This is a genomic window from [Muricauda] lutisoli (nom. illeg.) (assembly GCF_017313105.1).
Taxonomy (GTDB): domain Bacteria; phylum Bacteroidota; class Bacteroidia; order Flavobacteriales; family Flavobacteriaceae; genus Flagellimonas; species Flagellimonas lutisoli.
Genome location: NZ_JAFLND010000002.1, coordinates 731,834 through 755,901 on the forward strand (window position 1 = coordinate 731,834; position 24,068 = coordinate 755,901).

The following is a 24,068-nucleotide window of genomic DNA, read 5'->3' on the forward strand; positions in this document are numbered from 1 at the left end:
TGAACTTTTCACCACAACGTTATAATGATAGAGACCACTTTGGACATACAGGCCATTAGAAAGGATTTTCCTATCCTCCAAAGAGAGGTCAATGGTAAGCCTTTGGTGTACTTGGACAATGCAGCCACCTCGCAGACACCACAGCAGGTAATCGATGCTATTGTAGATTATTACCAAAGGTATAATGCCAATATCCATCGTGGAGTGCATACCTTATCACAAGAGGCAACCGATGCTTACGAAGCGGCACGTCAAAAAATCCAAAAGCACTTTAACATTGCTCATTCACACGAAGTGATTTTTACTTCGGGAACCACGCAAAGCATTAATTTGGTGGCAACCGGTTTCACTTCTTTTTTAAAGGATGGTGATGAAATTTTGGTTTCAGCCATGGAGCATCACTCCAACATTGTGCCTTGGCAAATGTTGTGCGAGCGCACCGGTGCTATCCTAAAAGTGATTCCAATGAATTTGGAAGGGGAGTTGGTCATGGAGGAATACCACAAGCTATTGTCAGATAAGACAAAGCTGGTCTTCTGCAACCATGTTTCCAATGCTTTGGGTACCATCAACCCGATAGAAGAAATCATCGAAGCCGCTCATAAAGCAGGAGCCCCCGTATTAATAGACGGTGCACAGGCAGCGGCACACATAAAAGCGGACTTACAAACGTTGGATGTGGATTTTTATACCGTTTCGGCCCACAAAATGTGCGGGCCTACAGGCGTTGGAATGTTGTATGGAAAAGAGGAATGGCTTAAAAAATTGCCACCGTATCAAGGAGGTGGTGAAATGATCGCTGAGGTAACCTTTGAAAAGACCACCTATGCCGACTTGCCCCATAAGTTTGAAGCAGGAACACCCAATATCTGCGGAGGAATTGCCTTTGGAGCCGCTTTGGATTATATGAACAACATTGGCTTTGATGCTATTGCCGAATACGAAAATGAGTTAGTGCAATATGCCACGGAACAATTGCTTGCTATTGAAGGCTTAAAGATTTACGGAACCGCAGCGCACAAAACTTCGGTGATATCCTTTAACATCGAAGGCGTTCACCCCTACGATATAGGCACCATTGTGGACAAATTGGGCATTGCTGTGAGAACAGGGCACCATTGTGCGCAGCCCATCATGGATTTTTATGAGATTCCGGGAACGGTAAGGGCCAGTTTTAGCTTTTATAATACCAAGGAAGAAGTGGATAAACTGGTGGAGGGGGTTACACGCGCAAAGAATATGTTGCTGTAGCCTAACCGTTATCTTTATCATAAAGACTTGAATGGCAATCCACCGAGTTGTATTTTTGAATAAAACCATCGCATGACCATAAAAGAGATACAGGAAGAGATAATAGACGAGTTTTCCATGTTCGACGACTGGATGCAGCGTTACGAATACATGATAGAACTCGGAAAATCGCTTCCCCTTATAGAGGAACAGTACAAAACCGATGACAACCTGATCAAAGGTTGCCAGAGCAAAGTGTGGGTGCATGCCGAACTCGATGGGGATAAATTGGTTTTCACAGCCGATAGTGATGCCATTATCACCAAAGGAATCATAGCTATTTTGGTTAGGGCATTCAGCAACCAAAAACCACAGGATATTATTGATGCCGATGTGGAGTTTATAGATGAAATAGGCCTCAAGGAACATTTATCGCCTACGCGTGCAAACGGATTGGTAAGTATGATCAAGCAGTTGAAATTATACGCGGTTGCTTATCAAACACAGTTAAAATAATTTGGAATGAGTGAAGAAACTACCATAGATACACAAGAACTGGGAGAAAAGATCGTAAAGGTGCTCAAAACTATTTACGACCCGGAAATCCCTGTGGATATTTACGAGTTGGGTTTAATTTACGACGTGTTCGTTAACGAGGAATACGAAGTAAAGATTTTGATGACCCTTACTTCTCCCAATTGTCCGGTTGCGGAAACGTTGCCCGTGGAAGTAGAGGAAAAGGTAAAGTCCATTGATATGCTAAAGGATGTAGAGGTGGAGATTACCTTTGACCCCCCATGGACCCAAGAGCTGATGAGCGAAGAGGCGAAATTGGAACTCGGACTCTTGTAATAAACCCGAAAAATTTCAAAAAATGACCACAAGACAGATTGATAGGATTATTGAGATGGCTTGGGAGGACAGAACTCCGTTCGAGGCCATTGAATACCAGTTTGGCCTAAAGGAAAATGATGTTAGGGAGGTAATGCGCAGTAACCTCAAACGTTCATCTTTCGAGTTATGGAGAAAACGGGTAAAAGGGAGGAAGACCAAGCACCAAAAAACATCATCGGCCAACAGATTTAGATCGCAGAATCAAAAACTATAGTGAACTCTTGAGGTTTAGTCCGATATCTGATATCTGAAAAGTATGGAAAAAGAAATCGTAAACAGAGTAGCTCAAAGCAAGTTGATCACCTTCAATCTGGAGGATTATTATCCGAATGGGGAGCGTAAGGTCCTGGACATTAAAGATTGGTTGTACGAGGGCTTTATTCTTCGCGAAAAGGAATTCCGTGCCCATGTTGAAGCAAACGATTGGTCGGTATACAAAGATGCTTATGTGGCGCTTCAATGTTCTTCGGATGCCATAGTACCAGGTTGGGCCTTTATGCTGATTGCTTCCAAACTACAGCCCTACGCTAAAAGAGTGGTCCAAGGAAGTTTAGAAAACCTCGAAACCGCGCTCTATCAATCCATTTTGGAGAATTTGGATATTACCCAGTTTACCGATAAACCCGTAATCATAAAAGGGTGTTCCAATAAGCCAGTTCCAGAGAATGCCTATTTGATGGCAGTGGCCAGAATACAGGAGGTCGCTAAGAGTGTGATGTATGGAGAGGCCTGTTCCTCGGTACCTCTTTATAAAAAGAGGAAGTAACAATTATTCAGTCACAAACCGTGACATTTCTTACTTTTACGGTTCTAAACATTAAACTCCATACTATGAAAAAATTGCTTTTAGTTGGCATGGGATTGTTTTTTGCATTTTCTGCCCATGCCCAAACCGAAGAAGAGCTCAAATCTGAAATTGGATCAAAAAAAGATTCGATCAAGGCCATTCAGAAAAGAGTGGACGGTCTACAGGCAAAATTGGATGCCTTGCCAGGCTGGAAAGTAGGTGCTTTCGGAACCATCGGTGGAAGCATATCCCAGTTCAACAATTGGTTCGCACAGGGAATTCCGAACAACTCTTCGGGCAACATTGGGTTTACCGTAAATGCCTTTGCCAACCTAAAAGAAGAAAAATTCTTTTGGAGAAATGCGGCCAACCTCAACTTATCCTGGGTAAAGTTGGATGATAAGGATGATCCCAACGATGACGATAGCTTCCGCCAGGCCACGGATGTGTTCAATATCACTTCTTTGTACGGTAGAAAATTGAGTGAAAAGTTTGCTATTTCCACCTTGGCAGAATACCGAACTACTATTCTGAGCAATTTTAACGACCCGGGATACCTTGACCTTGGTGTAGGTGCTACCTGGACCCCGATAGCGGATTTGGTAGTAGTGATACATCCGCTCAACTACAACTTTGTGTTCAGTAGCGAGGATACCATTTTTGAATCCTCCATGGGTGCCAAGATCGTTGCGGATTATACCAAACAAATAGGTGACATAAGCTTTAAAAGTAACCTATCTTTATTCCAAAGCTATGAAAGTAGCAACTTGAGCAACTGGACATGGACCAATTCTTTTAGCTATACCTTATGGAAAATGATTGGTGTAGGTTTTGATTTTGGGTTGAGAAACAACAAGCAGGAAACTTTGAATTATATTGTAAACAATGCGCCGACCCCCAATCCTGATGCCACTTTTGACAGCATAGATAATGAATTGCAGACCTATTGGACTTTAGGACTAAGCTATAAATTCTAAAAACCGTAGAAACAAGAAACAAAAAAAAGCCCTCGATTCAGAGGGCTTTTTTGTGGGGTGAAAAAATGTTTTCTGTGTTTTTAAGACCATGTCTAAGTAGGTTAAGATCCGTAAGATCTGCGTGTGACACTAAAATGACTTAAAAACAATGTGAAAGTAGCTTTTCAGTGGTCACTCACTAAACTTTTGTTGTGAATTGGCCTAAAAATGTTGTGAACAGTTTTCTATTTTACCATTCATCGAGGAAGTTGACTGCTTAGCTGTAAAAGGTTTAGTACTCGTCCAGGTGCTCTGGGTATAAAAAGTTGTTGTACGGAAAGCGCGTTACATGGATATCACGTACAGCATCATAGACACGCTTTCTGAATTCGTCTATGTTTTCCTTGTTCAGAGCAGAAATGAACAAGGCTTTGTCGCCAAGTTTATTGAAATAGGTTTTTTTCCATTCTTCCAGGGTAAAATGTGCTTTGGTTCGCTCGGTCACTAAATCGTCTTCATCAATAGTTTCGGGAGTGTACCGGTCTATTTTGTTAAAAACCATAATACAGGGCTTGTCAGAACTATCTATTTCATCCAAAATTTGATTTACAGAATCAATGTGCTCCTCAAAATTAGGATGCGAGATATCTACCACATGCAGTAAAAGGTCAGCTTCACGAACCTCGTCCAAAGTACTTTTAAAACTTTCGACCAACTGTGTGGGCAGTTTTCTAATAAAACCTACCGTATCACTCAAAAGAAAAGGAAGATTGCCCAAAACCACTTTACGAACCGTAGTGTCCAAGGTGGCAAAGAGCTTGTTTTCTGCAAAAACATCACTTTTACTGATCACGTTCATTAAGGTGGATTTCCCTACGTTGGTATATCCTACCAATGCAACGCGTACCAAAGAACCCCGGTTACCGCGTTGGGTTTCCATTTGGCGGTCTATTTTGGCAAGTTTCTTTTTGAGCAAGGCTATTCGATCACGAACAATACGTCTATCCGTTTCAATTTCCGTTTCACCGGGACCACGCATACCAATACCCCCTCGCTGTCTTTCCAAGTGGGTCCAAAGACCGGTCAGTCTTGGCAATAAATATTCATATTGTGCAAGTTCGACCTGTGTACGGGCATAACTTGTCTTGGCGCGCTGGGCAAAAATATCCAGAATCAAGCTGGTTCTATCCAGAACCTTACAGCGGAGTAGCTTTTCAATATTGTTTTGCTGTGCCGGGGAGAGTTCATCATCAAAAATAACGGAACCGATATCATTTTCCTTGACATATTTGCGTACTTCTTCCATTTTACCACTCCCAATGTATGTTTTGGGATTGGGTACATCAACACGTTGCACGAATCTTTTCTCGACTTCGCCACCGGCAGTGTAGGTCAAAAATTCAAGCTCATCCAAGTACTCCTTTACCTTATCTTCATTTTGGTGCTGGTTCATTACACCGATGAGTACCGCCTTTTCATATTCTATGGACTTCTTTTCTAGCATCAAATGGGTTTAGGATACAAATTTACGTAATGTTTTGAAGCTGTTTTATGCTTTTCGCCTTTAAGGGCCGATGAACACGGGAAAAGTCTATTAATTGATGGGATTCTTCCCTATCTTGATGCCTTAAACCAAACCAACCAAAAAAATGCTAAGATTTCAATCTCTTACTAACCAAAAAAAATATGTTTTTTCAGAATTTATCCTTGGTTTTGTACTGTTGACACTGATATTTCCAGTGGACCTGCAGGCTCAAAATTCATCCATTCCACACCCTGATGATGTTATTGGATTTGAGGTAGGCTCGGATTTTCATTTGGCCACTTACAAGCAATCCATTGAATACTTTAAAAAACTGGACGCTGCCAGTGACCTGGTAGAAATGCGGGAAACGGGTAAAACTTCAGAAGGTCGTACCTGGTATTATGTTCTGATTTCTTCCAAAGAAAACTTGGGCAAGATCGACCATTACAAGGAAATATCACAAAAATTGGCCCACCCAAAAGGAATGTCCCGTGAAGAAGCCAAAAACTTGGCCGTAGAGGGCAAGGCCATTGTGGACTTAAGTGGGGGATTACATGCTTCAGAAGTCGCAGGGGCACAACATATCATTACATTGGCCCATCAAATTGTAACCGAGGCAGACACCAAAAAATTTAAACCCATTCTGGACAATGTTATTTTGGTGTTATGGCCATCGTTAAACCCAGATGGTCAAGATATTATTGTAAACTGGTATATGTCCAACGTGGGAACACATTATGAAACAGCAAGGACACCATGGCTTTATCAAAAATATGTGGGACATGACAATAATAGGGATGCGTATATGCTCAATATGCTGGAGTCTCGGGTTGTGGGCAGAACATGGAGGGAATGGGAACCGAATGTGATTCATGTCCATCATCAATCCTCACCTTTCCCAACCCGAATTTGGTTGCCTCCCTTTGCTGAGCCCATTGCGCCGCAAACACCACCCATTGTTGCCCGTGAGGTGAACATGATCGGAATGGCCATGGCACAAGAATTGGAAACCGAAGGTTTGCCTGGGGCCGTGCACATGGGTAAGGGTTTTGATGCTTGGTATCCCGGGTACATTGATTATTTGCCCGTGATGCAGAACATTCCATCATTTTGGACCGAAACGGCATTGTACCGATATGCTACCCCTTATTTTTATACCATTCGGGATTTTCCTGAACATAGAAAGGACTTAAGGGTGGAATCTCTTTACAACAGCCCATGGAAAGGTGGTTGGTGGCGATTGAGTGATGCCATGCAGTATATGCAAACCGCTTCGATTGCCGTATTGGACTATTCTGCCAAGTATAAGGAAACCTTGTTGTTCAACAAATATCAGGCTGCGGTAACCACCATTGAAAAATATAAAAATGAAGCTCCTTATGCCTACATCATCCCTCAAAAACAACGAGACCCTGTTCGCCCGGTCGAACTTTTAAAGCGTTTGGCTTTCAATGGAGTAAAAATCTCCCAATTGGACCAACCAATGGAATATTCGGGGGTTACCTATCCCAAAGGTACTTGGGTGATACCCATGGATCAAGAGTTTGCCGAAATGGCGCGTCAGGTATTGGATGTTCAAGTGTATCCTGATTTAAGGGAATCCCCGGATGGGCCCCTGGAACAACCTTATGATGCTGCAGGATGGACCCTTCCTTTTCAGATGGAAGTGGATGTGGTTACGGGAACTATTCCTTTAACGGATGTATTTAGGGAAGCTTTGATACCTGTTGAAGGTAATCCCCTAAATACCACAGATGATGAAGAACAGGACCTGAACAAAACCGATTTTGCCCCAGGAGCAGGTTTTGATACGAATAAAGTGGCAGCAGGTATTAAACCAATGTCCGGAACCCTCCGAGGCAACGGAAGCACATTGTGGCTAGATCCGGCACAGAACAATATTTTTCGGGTTTTAGGAGAGGCCATTAAAAATGGCTACAGCATTGGTTATAACTCGGATACCAAAAAATATGGGGTAAGAGGTGTTTCACGAAGTAAAATAAATCAATGGATCAAGGAGTATGCGATCCACGCCAGCATGGGCTCAGGGTATGGTGATTCCAAAGTGAAATCCAGGATTGGCCTTTACCGTCCATGGACGGCAAGCATGGATATGGGATGGACCCGTTGGTTGCTGGATAATTTTGGTATTCCTTATGCCTCTGTCAGGGACATGGATTTTAAATCCAATAATCTAAAAGATCGTTTTGATGTAATCGTAATGGCCTCCGAATGGCCAGGATCCATTGAAAACGGTTTGGAGCCCGGTTCAGCGCCACCGGAATATGCAGGAGGATTGGGTGAACTCGGTATCCGCAACTTGAATGCTTTTGTGGAACAGGGAGGAACATTGATCACGTTGAACCGAAGCTCGGATTTTGCCATCAACGCGCTGCACCTACCGGTAAAGAATGTGGTGGACAAAGTGGGCAGGGCAAAATTTTTCACCGGAGGTTCCATTGTTCAGGTGGAAACCAACCCAAGCCATCCGGTTATGGCGGGAATGCTCCAGAAATCCAATGTTTTTGTATATAACAGTCCTGTTTTTAGTACTGAAGAAGGATTTGAGGGGGAAGTATTGGCCAAGTACCAGAAAAAAGGTTCTCCTTTAATGTCCGGATTCTTGGTAGGGGAAGAATATATGAACGGAAATGCTGTGGCGTTGGATGTAAATCATGGCAAGGGCCATGTTCTATTGTTTGGATATCAGCCCCAGTGGAGAGGTCAGTCCATGGGAACGTTTAGGACCCTGTTCAATGCCCTTCTGTATGCAAATGATATGCCCAATGTAGATCGCGAGGTTTCCGAGGATTGGCTGTTTATACAAAGTAATCTTGATAAAGATAAATCGAATAACAAAGATGTAGACCCTAATAAGAAATAGTAACATTGCGGAAAAAGGAAAACAGATATACCATAGCATTTTATAATCTAGAAAACTTTTTTGATACCAAGGACGACCCTTATTTGTTGGATGATGATTTTACGCCCAAGGGATTTAAAAAATGGAACAGATCAAAGTTTTGGAAAAAAGCAAAGAAGATTGCTAGGGCAGTTTCAAAAATTGGTTTGAAAGATAGCGGGTATCCACCGGTTTTGGTAGGTATGGCCGAGGTGGAAAACAAAGGAGTGATCGAAACTCTTTTGCAAACCAAAAAACTTCGGAATTTGAATTATGGTGTTATTCATTTTGACTCTCCTGATGAAAGGGGAATCGACACGGCCCTGATCTACGACAAAGGACATTTTTCGGTTTTGGATGCAGAGACTATTCCTTTAATAGTTCAAAATACCGATGGAGAGCGCGACTTAACGCGGGACATTCTGTATGTACACGGTAAGCTGCATAAAGAAGAAATCCATGTTTTTGTAAACCACTGGCCATCCCGAAGGCAAGGAGCCGAAGAGACCAGCTATAAGCGAATTAAAGCGGCGGAAATTATGCTACAAGAGATTGATGAGATCAAAGCTGATCAGCCAAATATCATTATTATGGGTGATTTTAATGATGACCCCAATTCGGAGAGTATACAAACCCTTATGAATACCGGAAAGTTCATTAACCCAATGCAAAAGTTATTGTCTCCCACATCGGGCAGTGCAAATTATAGGGGGGAATGGAGCCTTTTTGATCAAATATTGATTTCCCATAGTTTTTTAAACTATGAAAAGGGAACCCACAGCTTTGTAAAAGCAAAAATATTCTCGCCCCGTTTTTTAAAGCAATGGAAGGGCAGGTATAGAGGCAATCCGTTCAGGACTTTTGCCGGATCAAAATATTTGGGAGGTTATAGCGATCACTTTCCAGTATATATCGTTTTAGATGACAATTAAAATATGTAAGAAAATAGTTACACCACATAAAAGTTAATTTTCACAACATATTGAGGTAAAACACTATGTATTTCGTCGAATAAAGTAGGAATTTTATCGATGATTTCTACATATCCTCTTATATTAGTAGTCCAAATCTTACCTAAACTTAATTATGGACTACAGATTTCCTTTAGGGGCCAAGGGAGTTATCTTCTCCATTTTATTCTTGCTTTTAGGCATTTTCCCTACTCATGCCCAATCCAAGAAAGCCAAAGAAAACATACGTTTTTCCTACGATCAAGGAAAAATATCCACAGTTATTTCCGAAATGGAAATGGAACACCGTTCCAAGCTACGTAAAATAGGCGAGTTGATAAAGTCCAAAGGACTTACGGTATCAGAGAAAAGCAACAACGGTACCCAAATAGCATTAAAAGATATAGGCACCGATGGCACCCCACTTTATTATACCACACTTAACGACCCTGCCTCCCAAACTTCGAGAGCACATACACTTTATGATAAAGGCCTATTGAATTTGGGCTTAACGGGATCCAATATGGAAGTGGGTGTCTGGGATTCGGGGGTGGCACTAGCTTCCCATCAGGAGTTTGACACCCGCGCAAAAAATGCCGATAATGCGGATGAGATTAGCCTACACGCTACTTTGGTTACTGGAAATTTGATTTCGGCCGGGGTAGAGCCCAATGCCAAAGGTGTTGCATACGGCGCTCAGGCGTTGACCCACGATTGGAGCCGCGATAAAATTGAAGTGGCCGAAGCTGCCGCGAATGGAATGCTTTTAAGTAACCATTCCTATGGAATTTTGTCCGATAGGGTTCCGGATTGGTATTTTGGGGCATATATTAAGGTTAGCCAAGATTGGGATAGGATCATGTACAACGCCCCATACTATTTAATGGTAACCGCTGCGGGCAATGCTCAAAAATCCTATGATAACGAAGCTCCTAATTTCGGAAAAACTGCAGACGGTTTCGATTTGTTGCTTGGCTTTACCACAACAAAAAACGGACTGACCATTGCCGGTGCCAATACCGAAATTGATAGTAATGGTGATTTGAAAAAGGCATCCGTTGCCGGTTACAGTAGTTTTGGGCCTGTTGATGATGGCCGCGTAAAGCCCGATTTGGCTGGCGATGGAGGTAACATACTTTCCACAAGCTCCGCTACCAACAGTAGTTATCAGGTCTCCGCTGGAACTTCAATGGCTGCACCGGGCGTAACAGGTACACTTTTATTGTTGCAACAGTATTATGAAGAAATGTTCGGCAACTATATGAAAGCTGCAACATTAAAAGGACTTGCGCTTCATACTGCAGATGATGTTGATGCCAAAGGACCCGATTACAAAATGGGCTGGGGCATTATGAATGCCAAATCTGCAGCAGAGGTGCTTCAGAATAAAGACTATACCACCTTGGTGAACGAAGAAAGCCTATCAAACATCGAAACCTATAGCATCACGGTAAATGCAATTGAAGGTACTCCGTTGGTTGCTTCCATTTCTTGGACCGATCCAGAATCGGAAAATATCAACAGAGGGGAGCTTAACAGTACTACCGCGGCTTTGGTGAACGATTTGGATATTAGGATAACCAAGGATGGGGAAACCTATTTCCCATGGAAGTTAAATCCCGCAAAAGCAAACGATGCCGCTACCAAAGGAGACAACAAAGTAGATCCTTTTGAGCGGGTTGAGGTGGAAAACGCAAGTGGAGCATATACCATCACAATTTCGCATAAGGGTGTATTGAAAAATGAATTCCAAGATTTCTCCTTGATCGTTACAGGTGCACAAATATCCGGCTGCTCCATTGAAACTCCTTCGGATGTATCTTTGGAAAACGCATCGATGGAGGGTACGACCATTTCTTGGAAAGAAGCGGAAGACACCTTGTTCGAAGTACAGTACAAAAGTATTGATTCGGACAACTGGGACAGTGAATTGATTTGGGATAACAGTTTTGAACTTGCTGCCTTGGAAGAGGGCAAAGTATACGAAGCTCGTGTTCGTGCAATTTGTACCGAGAGTGCGGTATCTGAATTCTCCGATACCATCGAATTTGAATTCAATGGGGCCGAAACTGCTTTGATAGAAAATACGACCATGTTTGTTCCACAGGAATTGAACATCTCCGTATATCCCAATCCGACCGTCGACTATTTGAATGTAAATGCGGACCTGTCCAAAGATGCCGAGTTCTCCATCGTAACTACATCGGGGAATATCATCAAAAAGGGCAAGACAGCGGGTTCCATTAATGTATCGTCCCTTTCTTCAGGATTGTATGTATTGGTTGTTCAGGATTACGCGGGCATCAAAAGCACGAAGTTTTATAAAAACTAGTTCCAATAATCGATTGGTAATAGATTCTTCGCTGCGCTCAGAATGACAATTGTCCTGAACCCTTGACCATCGCCTTTTTACGTTTCACCAAAAGAAATCAAACCTTTTTGATTTCATCATCCGATAAAAGTTCCTCATTACGTAGTCGCAAGAATACCTGGGCTGTGGTCACCACATCCAATTCGCAATAGTTGATGATCCGGTCAATATCATTTTCCTTGTAGAATACATCTTTTACCATACTACCATCCATATCTTCCTTGGGAGATGGAATCCCCAGTACATGGGCCAGCAGTTTTAAGGAGGTAAAGTGCTTGTAGTCGCCAAATTTCCAAAGTTCCATGGTGTCCAGATGAGGTACTTCCCATGGTTTTTTCCCGAACAAATCCAGTTTATAGGGTAGGTTGATGCCGTTTATGATCATTCTGCGGGCGATATAAGGGAAATCGAACTCCTTGCCGTTATGGGCACACAAAAGATGTTTTACACTGCTAAAATAGCCTGTGAGCAGCTGTTTGAACTCTTTTAGTATTGTAGTTTCTTCACCATAAAAGGAAGTGGTCCTAAAGGTTCTTAGATCACCTTGCATCTTAAAATAGCCTACGGAAATGCAGACTATTTTGCCAAATTCGGCCCAAATGCCCGCACGTTCATAAAACTCCTCGGGTGTGAATTCATCTTTGCGCTGGTACTGTGTTTTTTGCTCCCATAATTGCTGGGAGGTTTCATCCAAGTCGGCGAAATGTTGTTGTTGGGGTACGGTCTCGATATCCAAAAAGAGGATATGCTCCAGGTTAAGTTTATAAAGCATGGTAGTAAATTAAAAAAGAGTCGTCTGCTTTGCAGGGCTCTCGTGTTCCAATAACCATTTTTTTCTATGCAGTCCACCTGCATATCCTGTGAGGTCTCCGTTGGTTCCGATTACACGATGACAGGGAACCACAATCCAAAGTGGATTTTTGCCATTGGCCGAGGCTACTGCACGAATGGCCTTTACATCACCGAGTTGTTTGGAAAGTTCCAAATAAGAAACGGTTTTTCCAAAAGGTATTTTTAAAAGGGCATCCCAAACTTTCTTTTGAAAATCGGTGCCATTGGGATTCAATTTAAGGTCAAATACCGTTCGGTCTCCATCAAAATATTCCTGAAATTGACGAACAGCATCTTTTAAATCATCAGGAATAATACCGATTGGTTTTTTATTGTTCAGAACCGTAACGGAGCTCAGGCCATTTGCATCACCTTCTAACTTTGCGGTTCCGATAGGTGTTTGTATATAAGCAACTTCCATTACTCTATTTCATCTTCATCTTCAATAATTCCCAATCGCTTTGCTCTAGCGTGCCAGTTCTTTCTGGCCAGCTTTTGAAGGTCTTCCACATTGTCACTTTCGTCCATGATCTCGAAACCGAGCAAGGTTTCTATCACATCTTCCATAGTCACCAATCCGCTTACCGAACCGTACTCGTCCACCACTAAGGAAATATGTTCTCTTTTCTGAACAAACTTTTTGAAAAGCTCGTTAATGGACTTGCTGCGGTTGGTCACCAATAGTTCTCTTCTTATGGTAGACAAGGTTTGGTTGCCTTTTTTATTGATAATTGCTTCCAACAGTTCGTCCTTTAAAAAGAAACCTGTAATGTTGTCCATGCGATCCTTGTACAGTGGTATTCTGGAGAAGCGCAAGGGTCTGTTTTTTTCAAAAAACTCTTTAATGGGCATGTCTTCCGAAGCAATCTTCATTACGGTTCTCGGGGTCATTACATCGCGGGCCAGGATTTCATCAAAATAAAGCAGGTTTTTGATCATCTTAGATTCCGATTCCTTGAATACTCCTTCTTCGTGGGCGATTTCCGTCATGGCACTAAAATCCTCACGACTCAATATGCTCCCATGTTCCCCTTTTGCACCGACCAGCTTGGTAAAAAGTTGCAACAGCCATAAGAGTCCTGTCCATTTTAAAATGAATACCATAATGTTCAGCGCCTTGCTGGTAAAGTTGGCCAACTGCTTCCAAAAAGTAGCCCCAATGGTTTTTGGGATGATCTCCGAGGCCACCAAGATCAATATGGTCATTAACGTGGAAACAATCCCCACCATAAGATCTTCAGTAAAGGTGAAACCAAAAATGGTTCGCTCGGTGCTTCCATACATTTCGGCATAAGCAACTTTTGCCTGTACCCCCACCAAAATGGCACCGACCGTATGCGCGATGGTATTGAGGGTCAGGATAGCGATCAGCGGTTTGTCAACGTCCTTTTTAAGGGTTTCCAATGTGGCTGCGTAATCTTTTCCCTCTTGCTTTTTTACATTGATGAAGGTAGGTGTGATGCTCAATAGCACCGCCTCCAGAATGGAGCACAAAAAGGAGAAAAAGATGGAAATAAGGGCATAAAATATTAGTAGTCCCATAGGATGGCAGAATCTTTAGTACCAAGATAGGGAATAGGAATTAATTTTGAATGTTTAATCCTTCTGCTTTATAAAAAACATCCTGTAAGGCCGTTCGGATGTTCAAATCATACAGTTGACGATGCTCTCTGGACGGATATACCCTGTTGGATAGGAAAATAAAAGTGAGCTTGTTTTCAGGGTCGGCCCAAACAAAGGTTCCCGTGAAACCGGAATGCCCAAAACTTTTTGGCGATGCCAGAGGGGAAGGGTAGGCTTCTTCCAATGGAAGTTCTGCATTATCCAATATGGGTTTGTCAAAGCCCAATCCTCGGCGGTTTTCGTTTTCGGGATATTGTACTTCGGTAAATTCTTTTACAGTCTTTATTGAAATGAGCTGTTTCCCATCTACGTCGCCATAATTTTGATAAAAGAGCATCAATTTGGCCAAATCATCTGCAGTGCCGAACAAACCTGCATTGCCCGAAACACCTCCCTTAAGTGATGCATTTTCGTCGTGTACCCAACCTTTTACCAGTGTTTTTCTAAAAAGTGTATCCACTTCGGTGGGAACAATGGCATTTACATAATTGTTTTCTTCAGGCAGATATCCCAACGTATGACAGCCAAGGGGTCGATAGAAATTGTCATCCAAATAGGTCTGATAGTTGGTTCCGGTCAGTTGTTCGATCAAACTTGGAAAAATTAAAAAAGTGAGTCCCGAATACACATATTTTTTTTCATCCGAAACTTTGGACCGGTTGATGATTCGGTTCATTTTTCGTTCAAATCGATTGTTGATGTAAAGCCCATCATATATCTGCCCTTGGTATCTTTTGTCGGATGAACGATGTACAAACCTCTTTTTGATTTTCCCATTTTTCCGGAGCACTTTCTGCAGAAACACAATGTAGGGTACCAATCCCGCCTGATGTGCCAAAATTTCCCGAAGCGTCAGGTCTTTTTTGTCCTTTCGGTGTCTCCAAGGTTCCCAATAGGTACTAAAAGGTTTATCCAGATCGAGCTTTCCCTCGTCCACTAACTTCATCAGGGCGGGCAGCGGCCCGGAAATTTTGGTGACCGAGGCCAGGTCGTACAAATCGTTCAATGCGACGGGTTGGATGCTATCGTAAGTGTGAAAGCCATATGCTTTGTGGAAAATAACGGTATCGTTCTTGGCGACCAAGAGCTGTGCTCCTGGGAACGCCAGACTATCAATGCCCATCTCCATGATAGAATCCACTTTCTGGTTGATGTAAGTTCCATCAAAACCTAATTTGGAAGGATAGGCGTGGATAAGTTCCCGTTGGGAAAATCCAAAGGAAATCACCAAAGTGATAAAGAGCAATGAAACCGCTGGTTTTTTCATTTTTGGTTGAGGGTTTATCCCAAAGTACGGATAAAATCCTTCGCAAAATAACTGGCAATAATGTTGGCCCCTGCTCTTTTAATGGCAGTCAATTGTTCGAGCATCACTGCATCGTGGTCCAACCAACCTTTTTCGGCAGCTGCTTTTACCATGGCATACTCTCCAGAAACTTGATATACGGCAACAGGCACTTCGACCTCATTTTTTATTTCCCGAACAATGTCTAAATAGCACAATCCAGGTTTTACCATCACGATATCTGCCCCTTCGTCAATGTCCATTTGAGTTTCTTTAATGGCTTCATACCGATTGGCATAATCCATTTGATAGGTTTTTTTATCCTTGGGCACATCAGCAATATCAACAGGAGCGGAATCCAACGCATCTCGGAAGGGTCCGTAAAAGGCACTGGCATATTTGGCAGAATAGGCCATAATTCCCGTGTTGATGAAACCTTCTTCTTCCAATGCCTCTCGAATGATCAGGATCCTACCGTCCATCATATCACTGGGCGCCACAAAATCTGCCCCGGCCTTGGCATGGGATATGCTCATTTCGGCAAGGACTTCAGCAGTCTCATCATTTAGTATTTCCCCTTCAGCCACAATACCGTCGTGTCCATAAGCGGAAAACGGATCAAGGGCTACGTCCGTCATCACCAGCATTTGCGGACAGGCGTTTTTTACTGTTTTTATGGCACGTTGCATCAATCCGTTGGGATTTAGCGCTTCGGTTCCCTTGTTGTCCTTCAGTTTGTCATCGACCTTTACAAAAAGGAGAACGGAGCACAATCCCATTTTCCATAGTTCCTTCACTTCTTTTTCAAGATTGTCCAAACTCAACCTAAAATAGTTGGGCATGGATGGTATTTCTTCTTTGATTCCCTTTCCTTCGGTCACGAACAAGGGCACCAAAAAGTCATCTGGGGTCAACGTGGTTTCACGAACCAACCTTCTGATGGATTCGGATGCGCGAAGCCTTCTGTTTCTAATGAGTGGGTACATATTTTAAGTTTTAAGCTGTAAGTCTTAAGCTTCAAGCTATTGGGTTTAATGTTGTTCTCAAATATCAATTTCTCCTGTTAGGTAAGGTACGGCCTTGCCAGAAATTTTAACACGTTCGCCCAAATATTCGCAGACCAAATCGCCTTCTCGTTTGGAGAGCTGTTTGGCTGTCATTTTGGCTTTATCCAACACCTCTGACCAATAGGGGGTCAAGGAAGTGTGGGCCGAACCTGTTACTGGGTCTTCTGGAACACCACAGGCCGGAGCAAAAAAACGTGAAACAAAATCCACATCGTCTCCTGGTGCTGTAACAATAACCCCCCGAACATCCAATTGCGCCAACAGATGATGGTTGGGTTCAATGTTTTCAATCTCTTTCTGGGATCCATATACCATCATGTAGTCGGTTTTGCCTTTCAGGGTTTTTATCGGGGATTGCCCCACGGCCGTATCCAATGCATCAATATTTTGGATGGCGACTAAGTTATCCGCTGGAAAATCCAACGTTAACCAGCCATTGTCAGCCTTGTTTACCGTTAAATCACCACTTCTGTTTGAATAAAACTGAATGGTATCTTTTTCGAGCTCATAAAAATGAAATAGTACAAAGGCTGTTGCCAAGGTGGCGTGTCCACAAAGGTCGACTTCCACTTCGGGGGTAAACCATCGTATTTCATAAAGGCCATCTTTATTAACGGCAAAAGCGGTTTCCGCCAAGTTGTTCTCTTGTGCAATTTTTTGCATCAATTCTGGACTTAACCATGAATCCAAAATACATACCGCTGCAGGATTTCCGCCAAAAGGCTGGCTAGTAAATGCATCTATTTGATAAATTTTCTGTCTCATAGGCATGGTTTAAGATCAAAACTACGGATTAAACCCAATTTTTTGGGCTTTGCAATACTTGTATCAATTTATCTTCTTCGCTTCCTTTTTCCGGATGATGGTCATAGCGCCATTGGACATGAGGGGGAAGACTCATCAAAATACTTTCGATACGGCCATTGGTTTTCAAGCCAAAAAGGGTACCCTTATCGTGAACCAAATTGAATTCCACGTAGCGGCCTCGTCGAATTTCTTGCCAATCCCGTTGTTCTTGGGAATAGAGTAGGTCTTTTCTTTTTTCAACAATTGGGGCATAGGCATCCAAGAAACTATTCCCCACCTCGGTCACAAAATTGTACCAATCCTCCATACTGGTTTCTTCTGTTGCCTTGCAATAATCGAAGAACAGTCCACCTACGCCACGAGCTTCATTTCGGTGTGCATTCCAAAAATATTCGTCACATTTCTTTTTATAAGCAGTATAAAATGCCGGGTTGTGAGCATCACAGGCTTTTTTGCAAACAGCGTGAAAATGGATGGCATCTTCCTCGAATAAATAATAGGGGGTAAGGTCTTGTCCGCCACCAAACCATTGATCTACAATATTGCCATCCTTGTCGTACATTTCAAAATAGCGCCAATTGGCATGAACGGTTGGAACCATTGGACTTTTTGGATGAATGACCAAGCTTAGGCCACAGGCAAAGAAGTCGACATCTTCCACACCAAAATAGTTCTGCATACTTTTCGGCAATGGCCCATGCACTTTGGAAATGTTGACTCCACCTTTTTCAAACACGGAACCATTTTCAATGACCCTGGTCCTGCCTCCCCCGCCTTCTTCGCGTTCCCAAAAATCTTGTTGGAACTTGGCAGTCCCATCCAATTCTTCCAATTTGGAGGTAATGGTGTCCTGTAGTTGTTGAATGTATTGGTAGAATTTATCTTTCATAATCTAATTCATAAATTTCCATGTCCAGAGAATCTTCATTTGGAGGTTGATATGCTTTCGATACTGTTTGTGCCCAATGAAAACCGGTTTTTTCGGCAACTTTGATACTGGCTATATTACTTTTATGGGCAAAAATTTTTAACTTTTTAAGCTTTAGTTTTTCAAAGGCCAGTTCGGAAATATTTTTCACACTTTGAGAAACAATTCCCTTTCCTTGATGATGTTTGTCCAAACAATAGGCCAACTCTCCTGCTCCAGTGTCCCAGTGAATATCTTTGAGAATAACAAGCCCAATAACTCTATTGTCTTTATGCCTTATGGCATAGGTAAACTCTAACCTTCGTTCTATTTCCTTAGCTTTTTTGGCAATATATAAGCGAGAGCTTTCAACTGATTTATTCTGAGATAGGGTTTTCGTAAAAAAACGATTAAAAATGTCAGCGTTGGAAGTCATCATGCAGCAGAGATCTTCTGCGTCGGTTTCTTTAAGATAATTTATTTTGACTAATTCTGACATTTTCCGTTTAATTCAGAGAATATGTATCATTCGGTTTTTATATTCAGAAAGTCTTGTATTCTCATCAATTTTGATGGACTCCGAGGCCATTTCCTTTAATAAGACTATAATTTCTTGTTCTGATTTATCAGGATGCTTTTCAAAAATAAAACGACCAACCTCATTGTTGTGCAAATCCATGGCCTTTGGTAATTGTTTGTTTGGAAAAGAATCCTCGTGCCAATCGGTCACTTTTTTTGCCCAGACCAAAACAGCTTGCTCATTTCTCTGCCAATTAAAACATCGTTTTGCAATCAAATAATTCCAAAAAGCATGTCTAAAAGCATTTGCCGGACCATTTTTATGATGCAACCTGCCATAGTTTTTGGTCGAAACGGCTATGCAATCCTTGGTTGCCTTTATGGTGGGCAGTATAAAGTGTGGACAGCTCAAGCCAATAAATACACCTTTCAGTATATTTTTAAAATCGACCCGCTTTACTACCGCAAAAACGTTCACTCCTTGTATTCTTTTACCGCATCTATAAATGCTTTGGCATTTTCCACAGGAATATTGGGCAAAATTCCATGGCCCAGGTTCACGATATATTTGTCCTTGCCAAAATCACGAATCATTTGTGTGACCATTTCCTTGATTTTCTCTGGAGGAGAAAGCAAGCGAGCTGGATCAAAATTACCTTGAAGGGTAATATTGCCTCCCGTTAAATATCGTGCATTTTGAGCAGAACAGGTCCAATCCACACCTACGGCGGAAGCACCTGAATTGGCCATCTCTTTTAACGCGAACCAACACCCCTTTCCAAATACGATAACAGGTGCTTCGTCCTTTAAGGCATCCACGATCTGTTGTATGTATTTCCATGAAAACTCTTGGTAATCTTGTGGGGACAACATGCCTCCCCAAGAATCAAATACTTGGACGGCATTTACACCTGCCTTTACCTTAGCTTTAAGATACGCAATAGTGGTATCCGTTATCTTTTGAAGCAGTTCATGTGCCGCTTTGGGTTGGGTAAAACAGAAACCACGCGCTTTGTCGAAACTTTTACTTCCCTGCCCTTCCACACAATAACAAAGAAGTGTCCAAGGAGAGCCTGCAAACCCGATCAAGGGAACTTCGTCGTTCAATTTTTCCTTGGTCATGGTAATGGCATCCATCACATAACCCAAAGTTTCCTGAATATCCGGTACAATTACCTTGTCCAAATCGGCTTGTGACCGGATAGGGTTCGGCAAATAAGGCCCAAAATTGGGTTTCATTTGCACCTCAATATCCATGGCCTGTGGAATCACCAAAATATCGCTGAACAAAATAGCGGCATCCATTCCATAACGGCGGATGGGCTGAACGGTAATTTCCGATGCCAGTTCGGGTGTTTGGCAACGGGTGAAGAAATCGTATTTTTTACGGAGTTCCATAAACTCGGGCAAATAGCGCCCAGCCTGTCGCATCATCCATACAGGTGGACGTTCGACGGTTTCACCTTTTAATGCTTTTAGGAACAAGTCGTTTTTTATCATAAGTGTTTAAAATGATTTATTGCCTGAACCAACACATTTTCTACGGTTGGTTTGTTGGCTCGAATAATGTTTTTTGAATGTTTTTGAGCTTCGGATGCTGTTGTGTCCCCAATACAAAACAACGTGCTGTTCCCTAGGGTGTTTTTCAAAAGATAGCTTCGAATGCCACTAGGGCTAAAGAACATAATACCGTCAAAATCCTTTTGAAAAGCCTTTGCGCTTAAATGGGTTCGATAGACCTCCAATTCGTTATACCGAACGTTATATTTTTTCAAAGATGCTGGGAGTTCATCCCTTCTTTTGTTACCGCAAAGGAATAAAAAAGACTCTTTTCGATGCTTTTTTATCAGAATTTCTGCCAATTCTGATGCATTTTCGGCCATTTCAATAACTTTTACACCCTTTTCTTCCAAAAGGGATTTTGTCTTTTCTCCAACACAAAAAGCATTGTATTTGGACAAATCCAAAGCTTTTGCCTGATTTAAAAATGCTTTTACGGCATTTTTGCTGGTGAAAATATAGTTGTTGTAATCCAATGGGATTTCCACGTCCGAGAAATCAATTTTCAGGGCATCGTACTCCACCAATCCCAATCCAGAATTTAGAAAAAGCTCCTTTTGCGATAAACTCAACATTTTAGTGGACAGTACTGTTTTCATTTCTGATTTCTTGCATCAATTTGTCACCGCCTTTTTGCAACACTTCTTCCGCGCTGATTTTGCCAAGCCTTTGCACATTTGAGAGCTTTACTTCTTTCTTAATGCCGATTTTCTGCTTTCCATCCAGGGAGAAAACAACTCCTTCAAAATAAACGGTTTCATCTTTTATCTGAGCCAATGCCCCTATCGGCGCAGTACAACCACCCTCTAAGGTGCGTAAAAATTCACGTTCAATGGTTGTGGACATTTCGGTTTCGGGATGGTTCAGTTTGCCCAAAGCTTCTTTGGTAAAATCGTCCTCTTCTTTGGCAACAACCAACATAGCACCTTGAGCTGGAGCTGGTACCATCCAGTCCAATTGAATGGCATCCTTGGGCAACAGCTTGATGCGTTCCAATCCTGCTTGTGCGAAAATGGCACCTTGCCAATCATTTTCAATGAGTTTAAGGAGTCTGGTATTTACATTACCCCGAAGGTCGACCACTTTGTGATCGGGGTATTTGTTCAACCATTGGGCCTTTCGTCGCAGACTTCCTGTGGCAATAGTGGCAGGTCCGTCGTTTTCCAAAAACCCGGAACCTTTGTGCACTAAAATATCGTTGGTTATGGCTCGTTCCAAAACGGCTACTTGTACAATGCCCTTGGGGAGCTGCGTGGGCACATCTTTCATGGAATGTACTGCAATATCAATATCTCCTTTGAGCAGCGCAATGTCCAAGGTCTTGGTAAATATTCCTGTTACACCGAGTTCATAAAGTGGCTTGTCCAGCACTTGGTCCCCCATGGATTTTGTAGGCACTAAAATGGTGTCGTAACCGAGTGCTTCCAACTTTTGTTGCACGGTAGTTGCTTGCCACAGCGCCAATTCGCTGTCGCGGGTTCCAATGCGGATTATTTTGCTCATTTGGAGTGTAGTTCTAGCTGAAATACTTTCTGGATCAGTTCCAGACTATCATCGGTGTCGACCTCGTTGCTCTTAAGGTGATTGGCAAACTGTTTGGTGATTTTTTGAATGATCCTGTCGGAAATGATTTCGGCCTGGATTTGGTCGAAACCTTCGATTTTTTTGGTCTGAAAATCGATTTCCTCGGCCTTCATCGTGTTTAATTTGTCCTTAAGTGCATTGATTACTGGGGCAAATTTTCGGGTTTCCAACCATTTTAGGAAATCCTTTTTCACCTTTTCTATGATAACTTCCGCTTTGGGAACGTATTCTTTTCGTTTGGCCAAGGTTTCATCTGTAATTTGGGAAAGTTCATCCAAATGCACCAAGGTTACGTTGTCAAGCTCCTTTACATCGTCAGATACGTTTTTGGGAACGGACAAATCCAACACCAACAATGGTTTTTTGGGATATATCAATGCTTTGGAAACGGTTGGCAACTGTGCTCCGGTAGCTACTACAAGTATGTCGGTCTTTCGGATTTCTGTTTGTAGATCGCCATAGTCCTTTACGGTCAACTGAAACTTGCCAGCAATGTCCTCTGCCTTTTCCCGGGTTCTATTGATCAACGTAATGTGGGAGTTGTTTGAGTGCTTTACCAAGTTTTCACAGGTATTTCTTCCAATTTTACCCGTTCCGAACAATAAAATATTCTTGTTGGAAATATCGTCAACATTGTCCAGAATATATTTTACCGAAGCAAATGCTACCGATGTCGCACCCGATGACAGTTCCGTTTCGTTTTTGATGCGCTTGCTGGCCTGAATCACGGAATTGCACAAACGCTCCAAGAACGGATTGGCCATTTCTTGTTTTTTAGATCGGTAAAATCCTTGCTTTATTTGACTTATGATTTCAAAATCACCTAAAATCTGACTGTCAAGCCCTGTTCCTACTTTGAACATATGCGAAATGGCATCATGGTTTTTGTAAACGTAGGCCACCTCCTGGAACTCCTCAACGGTTCCATTGGTCTCGTCGCAAAGCAGTTTGATAAGCTGGTAGGGGTGTTGTGCAAAACCATAAAGCTCGGTCCTGTTACAAGTGGAAATGGCCAATAGACCATCAATTCCGATTTCCTTGGCCTTGCCCAAAATATGGTCAATGGCAGGAACATCCAAACTGAACTTTCCTCTAACCTCAGCATCCGCCTTCTTGTAACTCAACCCAACGGCATAGAAGGAATTATGTTTTGAAATATGGTAGTCCCTCATAAAGGATATTAATCGCAGCACAAAAATAACAGGGTTATAGGTCAAAAAATAACGCTAGCGGTACTATAAATGACCACGGATGTTATTTTATGGTTTATTTTTGATAAAAATGACCTAAGGCATTGTTATTATTGATAAATTTAGTGTTACAAAACTTAATTTAGAGCGATTCTAAATTAACCAAAAAGCAAATTTAGATTGAAAACCAACATGAAAAATATCGCTAGAGGTTCTTATGACGAAATTTTGGTGGAGGACGGGATTTACATCTTAAAAATTCAAAATGACACCCAAGAACCTAAACTCATAGAGCGGGATATTGACAGTTCCTACATTCAATTTCACTTTTGTTTGAAGGGCAAGTCAAAGTTCAATTTTAATGAGGGGAACTACTATTTGGAGGTAAACGAAGAGAACTCCCTGTTACTTTACAATACCCAGAAGGATTTACCGCTCGATCTAGTGGTTTCACCGGGGTCTTGGTTGCTTTCGGTGGTAATGACCATCAGAAAATTCCACTCTTTGTTTTCCGACGAAGCGGATTACATTCCGTTCTTGAGTGAAGGAAATAAGGAGAAGAAATACTACTCTCAAGAAATGGTATCGCCTGCCACGGCCGTTGTGCTGAGCCAGTTGATGAACTACAACTTGCATCCGTCCATCAAAAAACTGTATTTAAAAGGAAAGGTCTACGAACTGATTTCCCTCTATTTCAATAAAACCGAAGATGCCGATTTGGAGCAGTGCCCCTATTTAGCGGATGAGGATAATGTACGTCGAATCCGAATGGCAAAAGAGATCATGATTTCCCGCATGGCAGAGCCACCAACATTAGCGGAGTTATCCCAAGAAGTTGGGCTGAGCCTTAAAAAATTGAAGGAGGGCTTTAAACAAATCTACGGGGACTCCGTGTTCGGGTTCTTGTTCGATTATAAAATGGAATACGCCCGAAAAATGCTGGAAACGGGCAAGCACAATGTCAATGAAGTTGGGTTGAAAGTAGGCTACAGTACCGCGAGTCATTTTATAGCCTCATTTAAAAAGAAATTCGGCACCACACCTAAAAAATATTTAACTTCAAATGTCTAAACAAACATC

The 24,068-nt window shown here is 42.2% G+C and carries 24 protein-coding genes; 10 read left to right on the top strand and 14 right to left on the bottom strand.

The genetic code is table 11. The features are described 5' to 3' along the window. Positions 1–24: 24 nt before the first annotated feature. From J0X13_RS10620 to J0X13_RS10645, 6 genes are all read left to right on the top strand, one after another. The gene (locus J0X13_RS10620) at positions 25–1,251 is read left to right on the top strand and encodes an aminotransferase class V-fold PLP-dependent enzyme (RefSeq protein ID WP_313786728.1); all 1,227 of its coding nucleotides are present in this window, start codon (positions 25–27) and stop codon (positions 1,249–1,251) included. A 72-nt stretch (positions 1,252–1,323) separates the two neighbouring features. Continuing rightward, on the top strand, positions 1,324–1,746 hold the full coding sequence (locus J0X13_RS10625) for a SufE family protein (RefSeq protein ID WP_207028910.1): 423 nt from the start codon (positions 1,324–1,326) through the stop codon (positions 1,744–1,746). Positions 1,747–1,752: 6 nt separating this feature from the next. Then, positions 1,753–2,082 (top strand): iron-sulfur cluster assembly protein, encoded by a 330-nt coding sequence (locus tag J0X13_RS10630; protein WP_108245524.1) that lies wholly within the window; start codon positions 1,753–1,755, stop codon positions 2,080–2,082. 22 nt (positions 2,083–2,104) lie between these two features. Next, a complete protein-coding gene (locus J0X13_RS10635; RefSeq protein WP_207071386.1) occupies positions 2,105–2,338 on the top strand; it encodes a TIGR03643 family protein in 234 nt (77 codons plus the stop codon). Between the two features lie 42 nt (positions 2,339–2,380). After that, positions 2,381–2,890 (top strand): DUF2480 family protein, encoded by a 510-nt coding sequence (locus tag J0X13_RS10640; protein WP_207071387.1) that lies wholly within the window; start codon positions 2,381–2,383, stop codon positions 2,888–2,890. Between the two features lie 65 nt (positions 2,891–2,955). Beyond that, positions 2,956–3,888, top strand: coding sequence for a DUF3078 domain-containing protein (locus J0X13_RS10645; RefSeq protein WP_207071388.1), 933 nt, complete (start codon positions 2,956–2,958; stop codon positions 3,886–3,888). A 271-nt stretch (positions 3,889–4,159) separates the two neighbouring features. Here J0X13_RS10645 and hflX read toward each other — a convergent pair whose 3' ends face one another. After that, the gene (gene hflX, locus J0X13_RS10650; RefSeq protein WP_207071389.1) at positions 4,160–5,371 is read right to left on the bottom strand and encodes a GTPase HflX; all 1,212 of its coding nucleotides are present in this window, start codon (positions 5,369–5,371) and stop codon (positions 4,160–4,162) included. 145 nt (positions 5,372–5,516) lie between these two features. On the opposite strand from hflX, the gene J0X13_RS10655 reads away from it, so the two are divergent. The 3 genes from J0X13_RS10655 (at position 5,517) to J0X13_RS10665 (ending at position 11,576) form a co-directional block, all read left to right on the top strand. Beyond that, positions 5,517–8,276 carry a M14 family metallopeptidase gene (locus J0X13_RS10655; RefSeq protein WP_207071390.1) on the top strand — a complete coding sequence of 920 codons (2,760 nt, stop codon included), beginning with the start codon at positions 5,517–5,519 and terminating at the stop codon, positions 8,274–8,276. Between the two features lie 5 nt (positions 8,277–8,281). Further along, the gene (locus J0X13_RS10660; protein WP_242535703.1) at positions 8,282–9,226 is read left to right on the top strand and encodes an endonuclease/exonuclease/phosphatase family protein; all 945 of its coding nucleotides are present in this window, start codon (positions 8,282–8,284) and stop codon (positions 9,224–9,226) included. Positions 9,227–9,380: 154 nt separating this feature from the next. Continuing rightward, the gene (locus tag J0X13_RS10665; protein WP_207071391.1) at positions 9,381–11,576 is read left to right on the top strand and encodes a S8 family serine peptidase; all 2,196 of its coding nucleotides are present in this window, start codon (positions 9,381–9,383) and stop codon (positions 11,574–11,576) included. 97 nt (positions 11,577–11,673) lie between these two features. On the opposite strand, the gene J0X13_RS10670 is transcribed toward J0X13_RS10665, so the two are convergent. From J0X13_RS10670 to hemA, 13 genes are read right to left on the bottom strand one after another with little or no spacing between them, the layout of a single operon-like run. Next, positions 11,674–12,387 carry a 3'-5' exonuclease gene (locus J0X13_RS10670; RefSeq protein WP_207071392.1) on the bottom strand — a complete coding sequence of 238 codons (714 nt, stop codon included), beginning with the start codon at positions 12,385–12,387 and terminating at the stop codon, positions 11,674–11,676. Positions 12,388–12,396: 9 nt separating this feature from the next. After that, positions 12,397–12,867: a methylated-DNA--[protein]-cysteine S-methyltransferase gene (locus J0X13_RS10675; protein WP_207071393.1), complete on the bottom strand. Its 471-nt coding sequence runs from the start codon at positions 12,865–12,867 to the stop codon at positions 12,397–12,399. Further along, positions 12,867–13,988, bottom strand: coding sequence for a CNNM domain-containing protein (locus J0X13_RS10680; protein ID WP_207071394.1), 1,122 nt, complete (start codon positions 13,986–13,988; stop codon positions 12,867–12,869). Before J0X13_RS10680 ends, J0X13_RS10675 begins: the two co-directional genes overlap by 1 nt. A 40-nt stretch (positions 13,989–14,028) precedes the next feature. Further along, entirely contained in the window at positions 14,029–15,336 is a 1,308-nt protein-coding gene (locus J0X13_RS10685) for a serine hydrolase domain-containing protein (protein WP_242535704.1), read from the bottom strand. A gap of 14 nt (positions 15,337–15,350) precedes the next feature. Then, a complete protein-coding gene (gene hemB, locus J0X13_RS10690) occupies positions 15,351–16,340 on the bottom strand; it encodes a porphobilinogen synthase (protein ID WP_207071395.1) in 990 nt (329 codons plus the stop codon). A gap of 57 nt (positions 16,341–16,397) precedes the next feature. Continuing rightward, positions 16,398–17,186, bottom strand: a complete 789-nt coding sequence (locus J0X13_RS10695; protein ID WP_207071396.1) for a PhzF family phenazine biosynthesis protein — start codon at positions 17,184–17,186, stop codon at positions 16,398–16,400. Between the two features lie 28 nt (positions 17,187–17,214). Continuing rightward, positions 17,215–18,117, bottom strand: a complete 903-nt coding sequence (gene hemF / locus J0X13_RS10700) for an oxygen-dependent coproporphyrinogen oxidase (RefSeq protein WP_207071397.1) — start codon at positions 18,115–18,117, stop codon at positions 17,215–17,217. Continuing rightward, positions 18,107–18,634 carry a GNAT family N-acetyltransferase gene (locus J0X13_RS10705; RefSeq protein WP_207071398.1) on the bottom strand — a complete coding sequence of 176 codons (528 nt, stop codon included), beginning with the start codon at positions 18,632–18,634 and terminating at the stop codon, positions 18,107–18,109. The genes hemF and J0X13_RS10705 overlap by 11 nt, the downstream gene beginning before the upstream one ends. Before the next feature lie 12 nt (positions 18,635–18,646). Then, complete coding sequence (locus J0X13_RS10710) at positions 18,647–19,132, bottom strand: DUF6973 domain-containing protein (protein WP_207071399.1); 486 nt, start codon at positions 19,130–19,132, stop codon at positions 18,647–18,649. After that, positions 19,129–20,154, bottom strand: a complete 1,026-nt coding sequence (hemE, locus tag J0X13_RS10715) for a uroporphyrinogen decarboxylase (protein WP_207071400.1) — start codon at positions 20,152–20,154, stop codon at positions 19,129–19,131. Before hemE ends, J0X13_RS10710 begins: the two co-directional genes overlap by 4 nt. Further along, on the bottom strand, positions 20,151–20,813 hold the full coding sequence (locus J0X13_RS10720; RefSeq protein ID WP_207071401.1) for a uroporphyrinogen-III synthase: 663 nt from the start codon (positions 20,811–20,813) through the stop codon (positions 20,151–20,153). The genes hemE and J0X13_RS10720 overlap by 4 nt, the downstream gene beginning before the upstream one ends. Beyond that, a complete protein-coding gene (gene hemC, locus J0X13_RS10725) occupies positions 20,791–21,717 on the bottom strand; it encodes a hydroxymethylbilane synthase (RefSeq protein ID WP_207071402.1) in 927 nt (308 codons plus the stop codon). Before hemC ends, J0X13_RS10720 begins: the two co-directional genes overlap by 23 nt. After that, positions 21,714–22,970, bottom strand: a complete 1,257-nt coding sequence (gene hemA / locus J0X13_RS10730) for a glutamyl-tRNA reductase (protein WP_207071403.1) — start codon at positions 22,968–22,970, stop codon at positions 21,714–21,716. Before hemA ends, hemC begins: the two co-directional genes overlap by 4 nt. A gap of 210 nt (positions 22,971–23,180) precedes the next feature. On the opposite strand from hemA, the gene J0X13_RS10735 reads away from it, so the two are divergent. Continuing rightward, complete coding sequence (locus J0X13_RS10735) at positions 23,181–24,059, top strand: helix-turn-helix domain-containing protein (protein WP_207071404.1); 879 nt, start codon at positions 23,181–23,183, stop codon at positions 24,057–24,059. The last annotated feature ends 9 nt before the right edge of the window (positions 24,060–24,068 follow it).

Coding starts and splice junctions, on each gene's coding strand:
- J0X13_RS10620 (WP_313786728.1), top strand. CDS start 25: ATGATAGAGACCACTTTGGACATACAGGCCATTAGAAAGGATTTTCCT.
- J0X13_RS10625 (WP_207028910.1), top strand. CDS start 1,324: ATGACCATAAAAGAGATACAGGAAGAGATAATAGACGAGTTTTCCATG.
- J0X13_RS10630 (WP_108245524.1), top strand. CDS start 1,753: ATGAGTGAAGAAACTACCATAGATACACAAGAACTGGGAGAAAAGATC.
- J0X13_RS10635 (WP_207071386.1), top strand. CDS start 2,105: ATGACCACAAGACAGATTGATAGGATTATTGAGATGGCTTGGGAGGAC.
- J0X13_RS10640 (WP_207071387.1), top strand. CDS start 2,381: ATGGAAAAAGAAATCGTAAACAGAGTAGCTCAAAGCAAGTTGATCACC.
- J0X13_RS10645 (WP_207071388.1), top strand. CDS start 2,956: ATGAAAAAATTGCTTTTAGTTGGCATGGGATTGTTTTTTGCATTTTCT.
- hflX (WP_207071389.1), bottom strand. CDS start 5,371: ATGCTAGAAAAGAAGTCCATAGAATATGAAAAGGCGGTACTCATCGGT.
- J0X13_RS10655 (WP_207071390.1), top strand. CDS start 5,517: ATGCTAAGATTTCAATCTCTTACTAACCAAAAAAAATATGTTTTTTCA.
- J0X13_RS10665 (WP_207071391.1), top strand. CDS start 9,381: ATGGACTACAGATTTCCTTTAGGGGCCAAGGGAGTTATCTTCTCCATT.
- J0X13_RS10670 (WP_207071392.1), bottom strand. CDS start 12,387: ATGCTTTATAAACTTAACCTGGAGCATATCCTCTTTTTGGATATCGAG.
- J0X13_RS10675 (WP_207071393.1), bottom strand. CDS start 12,867: ATGGAAGTTGCTTATATACAAACACCTATCGGAACCGCAAAGTTAGAA.
- J0X13_RS10680 (WP_207071394.1), bottom strand. CDS start 13,988: ATGGGACTACTAATATTTTATGCCCTTATTTCCATCTTTTTCTCCTTT.
- J0X13_RS10685 (WP_242535704.1), bottom strand. CDS start 15,336: ATGAAAAAACCAGCGGTTTCATTGCTCTTTATCACTTTGGTGATTTCC.
- hemB (WP_207071395.1), bottom strand. CDS start 16,340: ATGTACCCACTCATTAGAAACAGAAGGCTTCGCGCATCCGAATCCATC.
- J0X13_RS10695 (WP_207071396.1), bottom strand. CDS start 17,186: ATGAGACAGAAAATTTATCAAATAGATGCATTTACTAGCCAGCCTTTT.
- hemF (WP_207071397.1), bottom strand. CDS start 18,117: ATGAAAGATAAATTCTACCAATACATTCAACAACTACAGGACACCATT.
- J0X13_RS10705 (WP_207071398.1), bottom strand. CDS start 18,634: ATGTCAGAATTAGTCAAAATAAATTATCTTAAAGAAACCGACGCAGAA.
- hemE (WP_207071400.1), bottom strand. CDS start 20,154: ATGATAAAAAACGACTTGTTCCTAAAAGCATTAAAAGGTGAAACCGTC.
- J0X13_RS10720 (WP_207071401.1), bottom strand. CDS start 20,813: ATGAAAACAGTACTGTCCACTAAAATGTTGAGTTTATCGCAAAAGGAG.
- hemC (WP_207071402.1), bottom strand. CDS start 21,717: ATGAGCAAAATAATCCGCATTGGAACCCGCGACAGCGAATTGGCGCTG.
- hemA (WP_207071403.1), bottom strand. CDS start 22,970: ATGAGGGACTACCATATTTCAAAACATAATTCCTTCTATGCCGTTGGG.
- J0X13_RS10735 (WP_207071404.1), top strand. CDS start 23,181: ATGAAAAATATCGCTAGAGGTTCTTATGACGAAATTTTGGTGGAGGAC.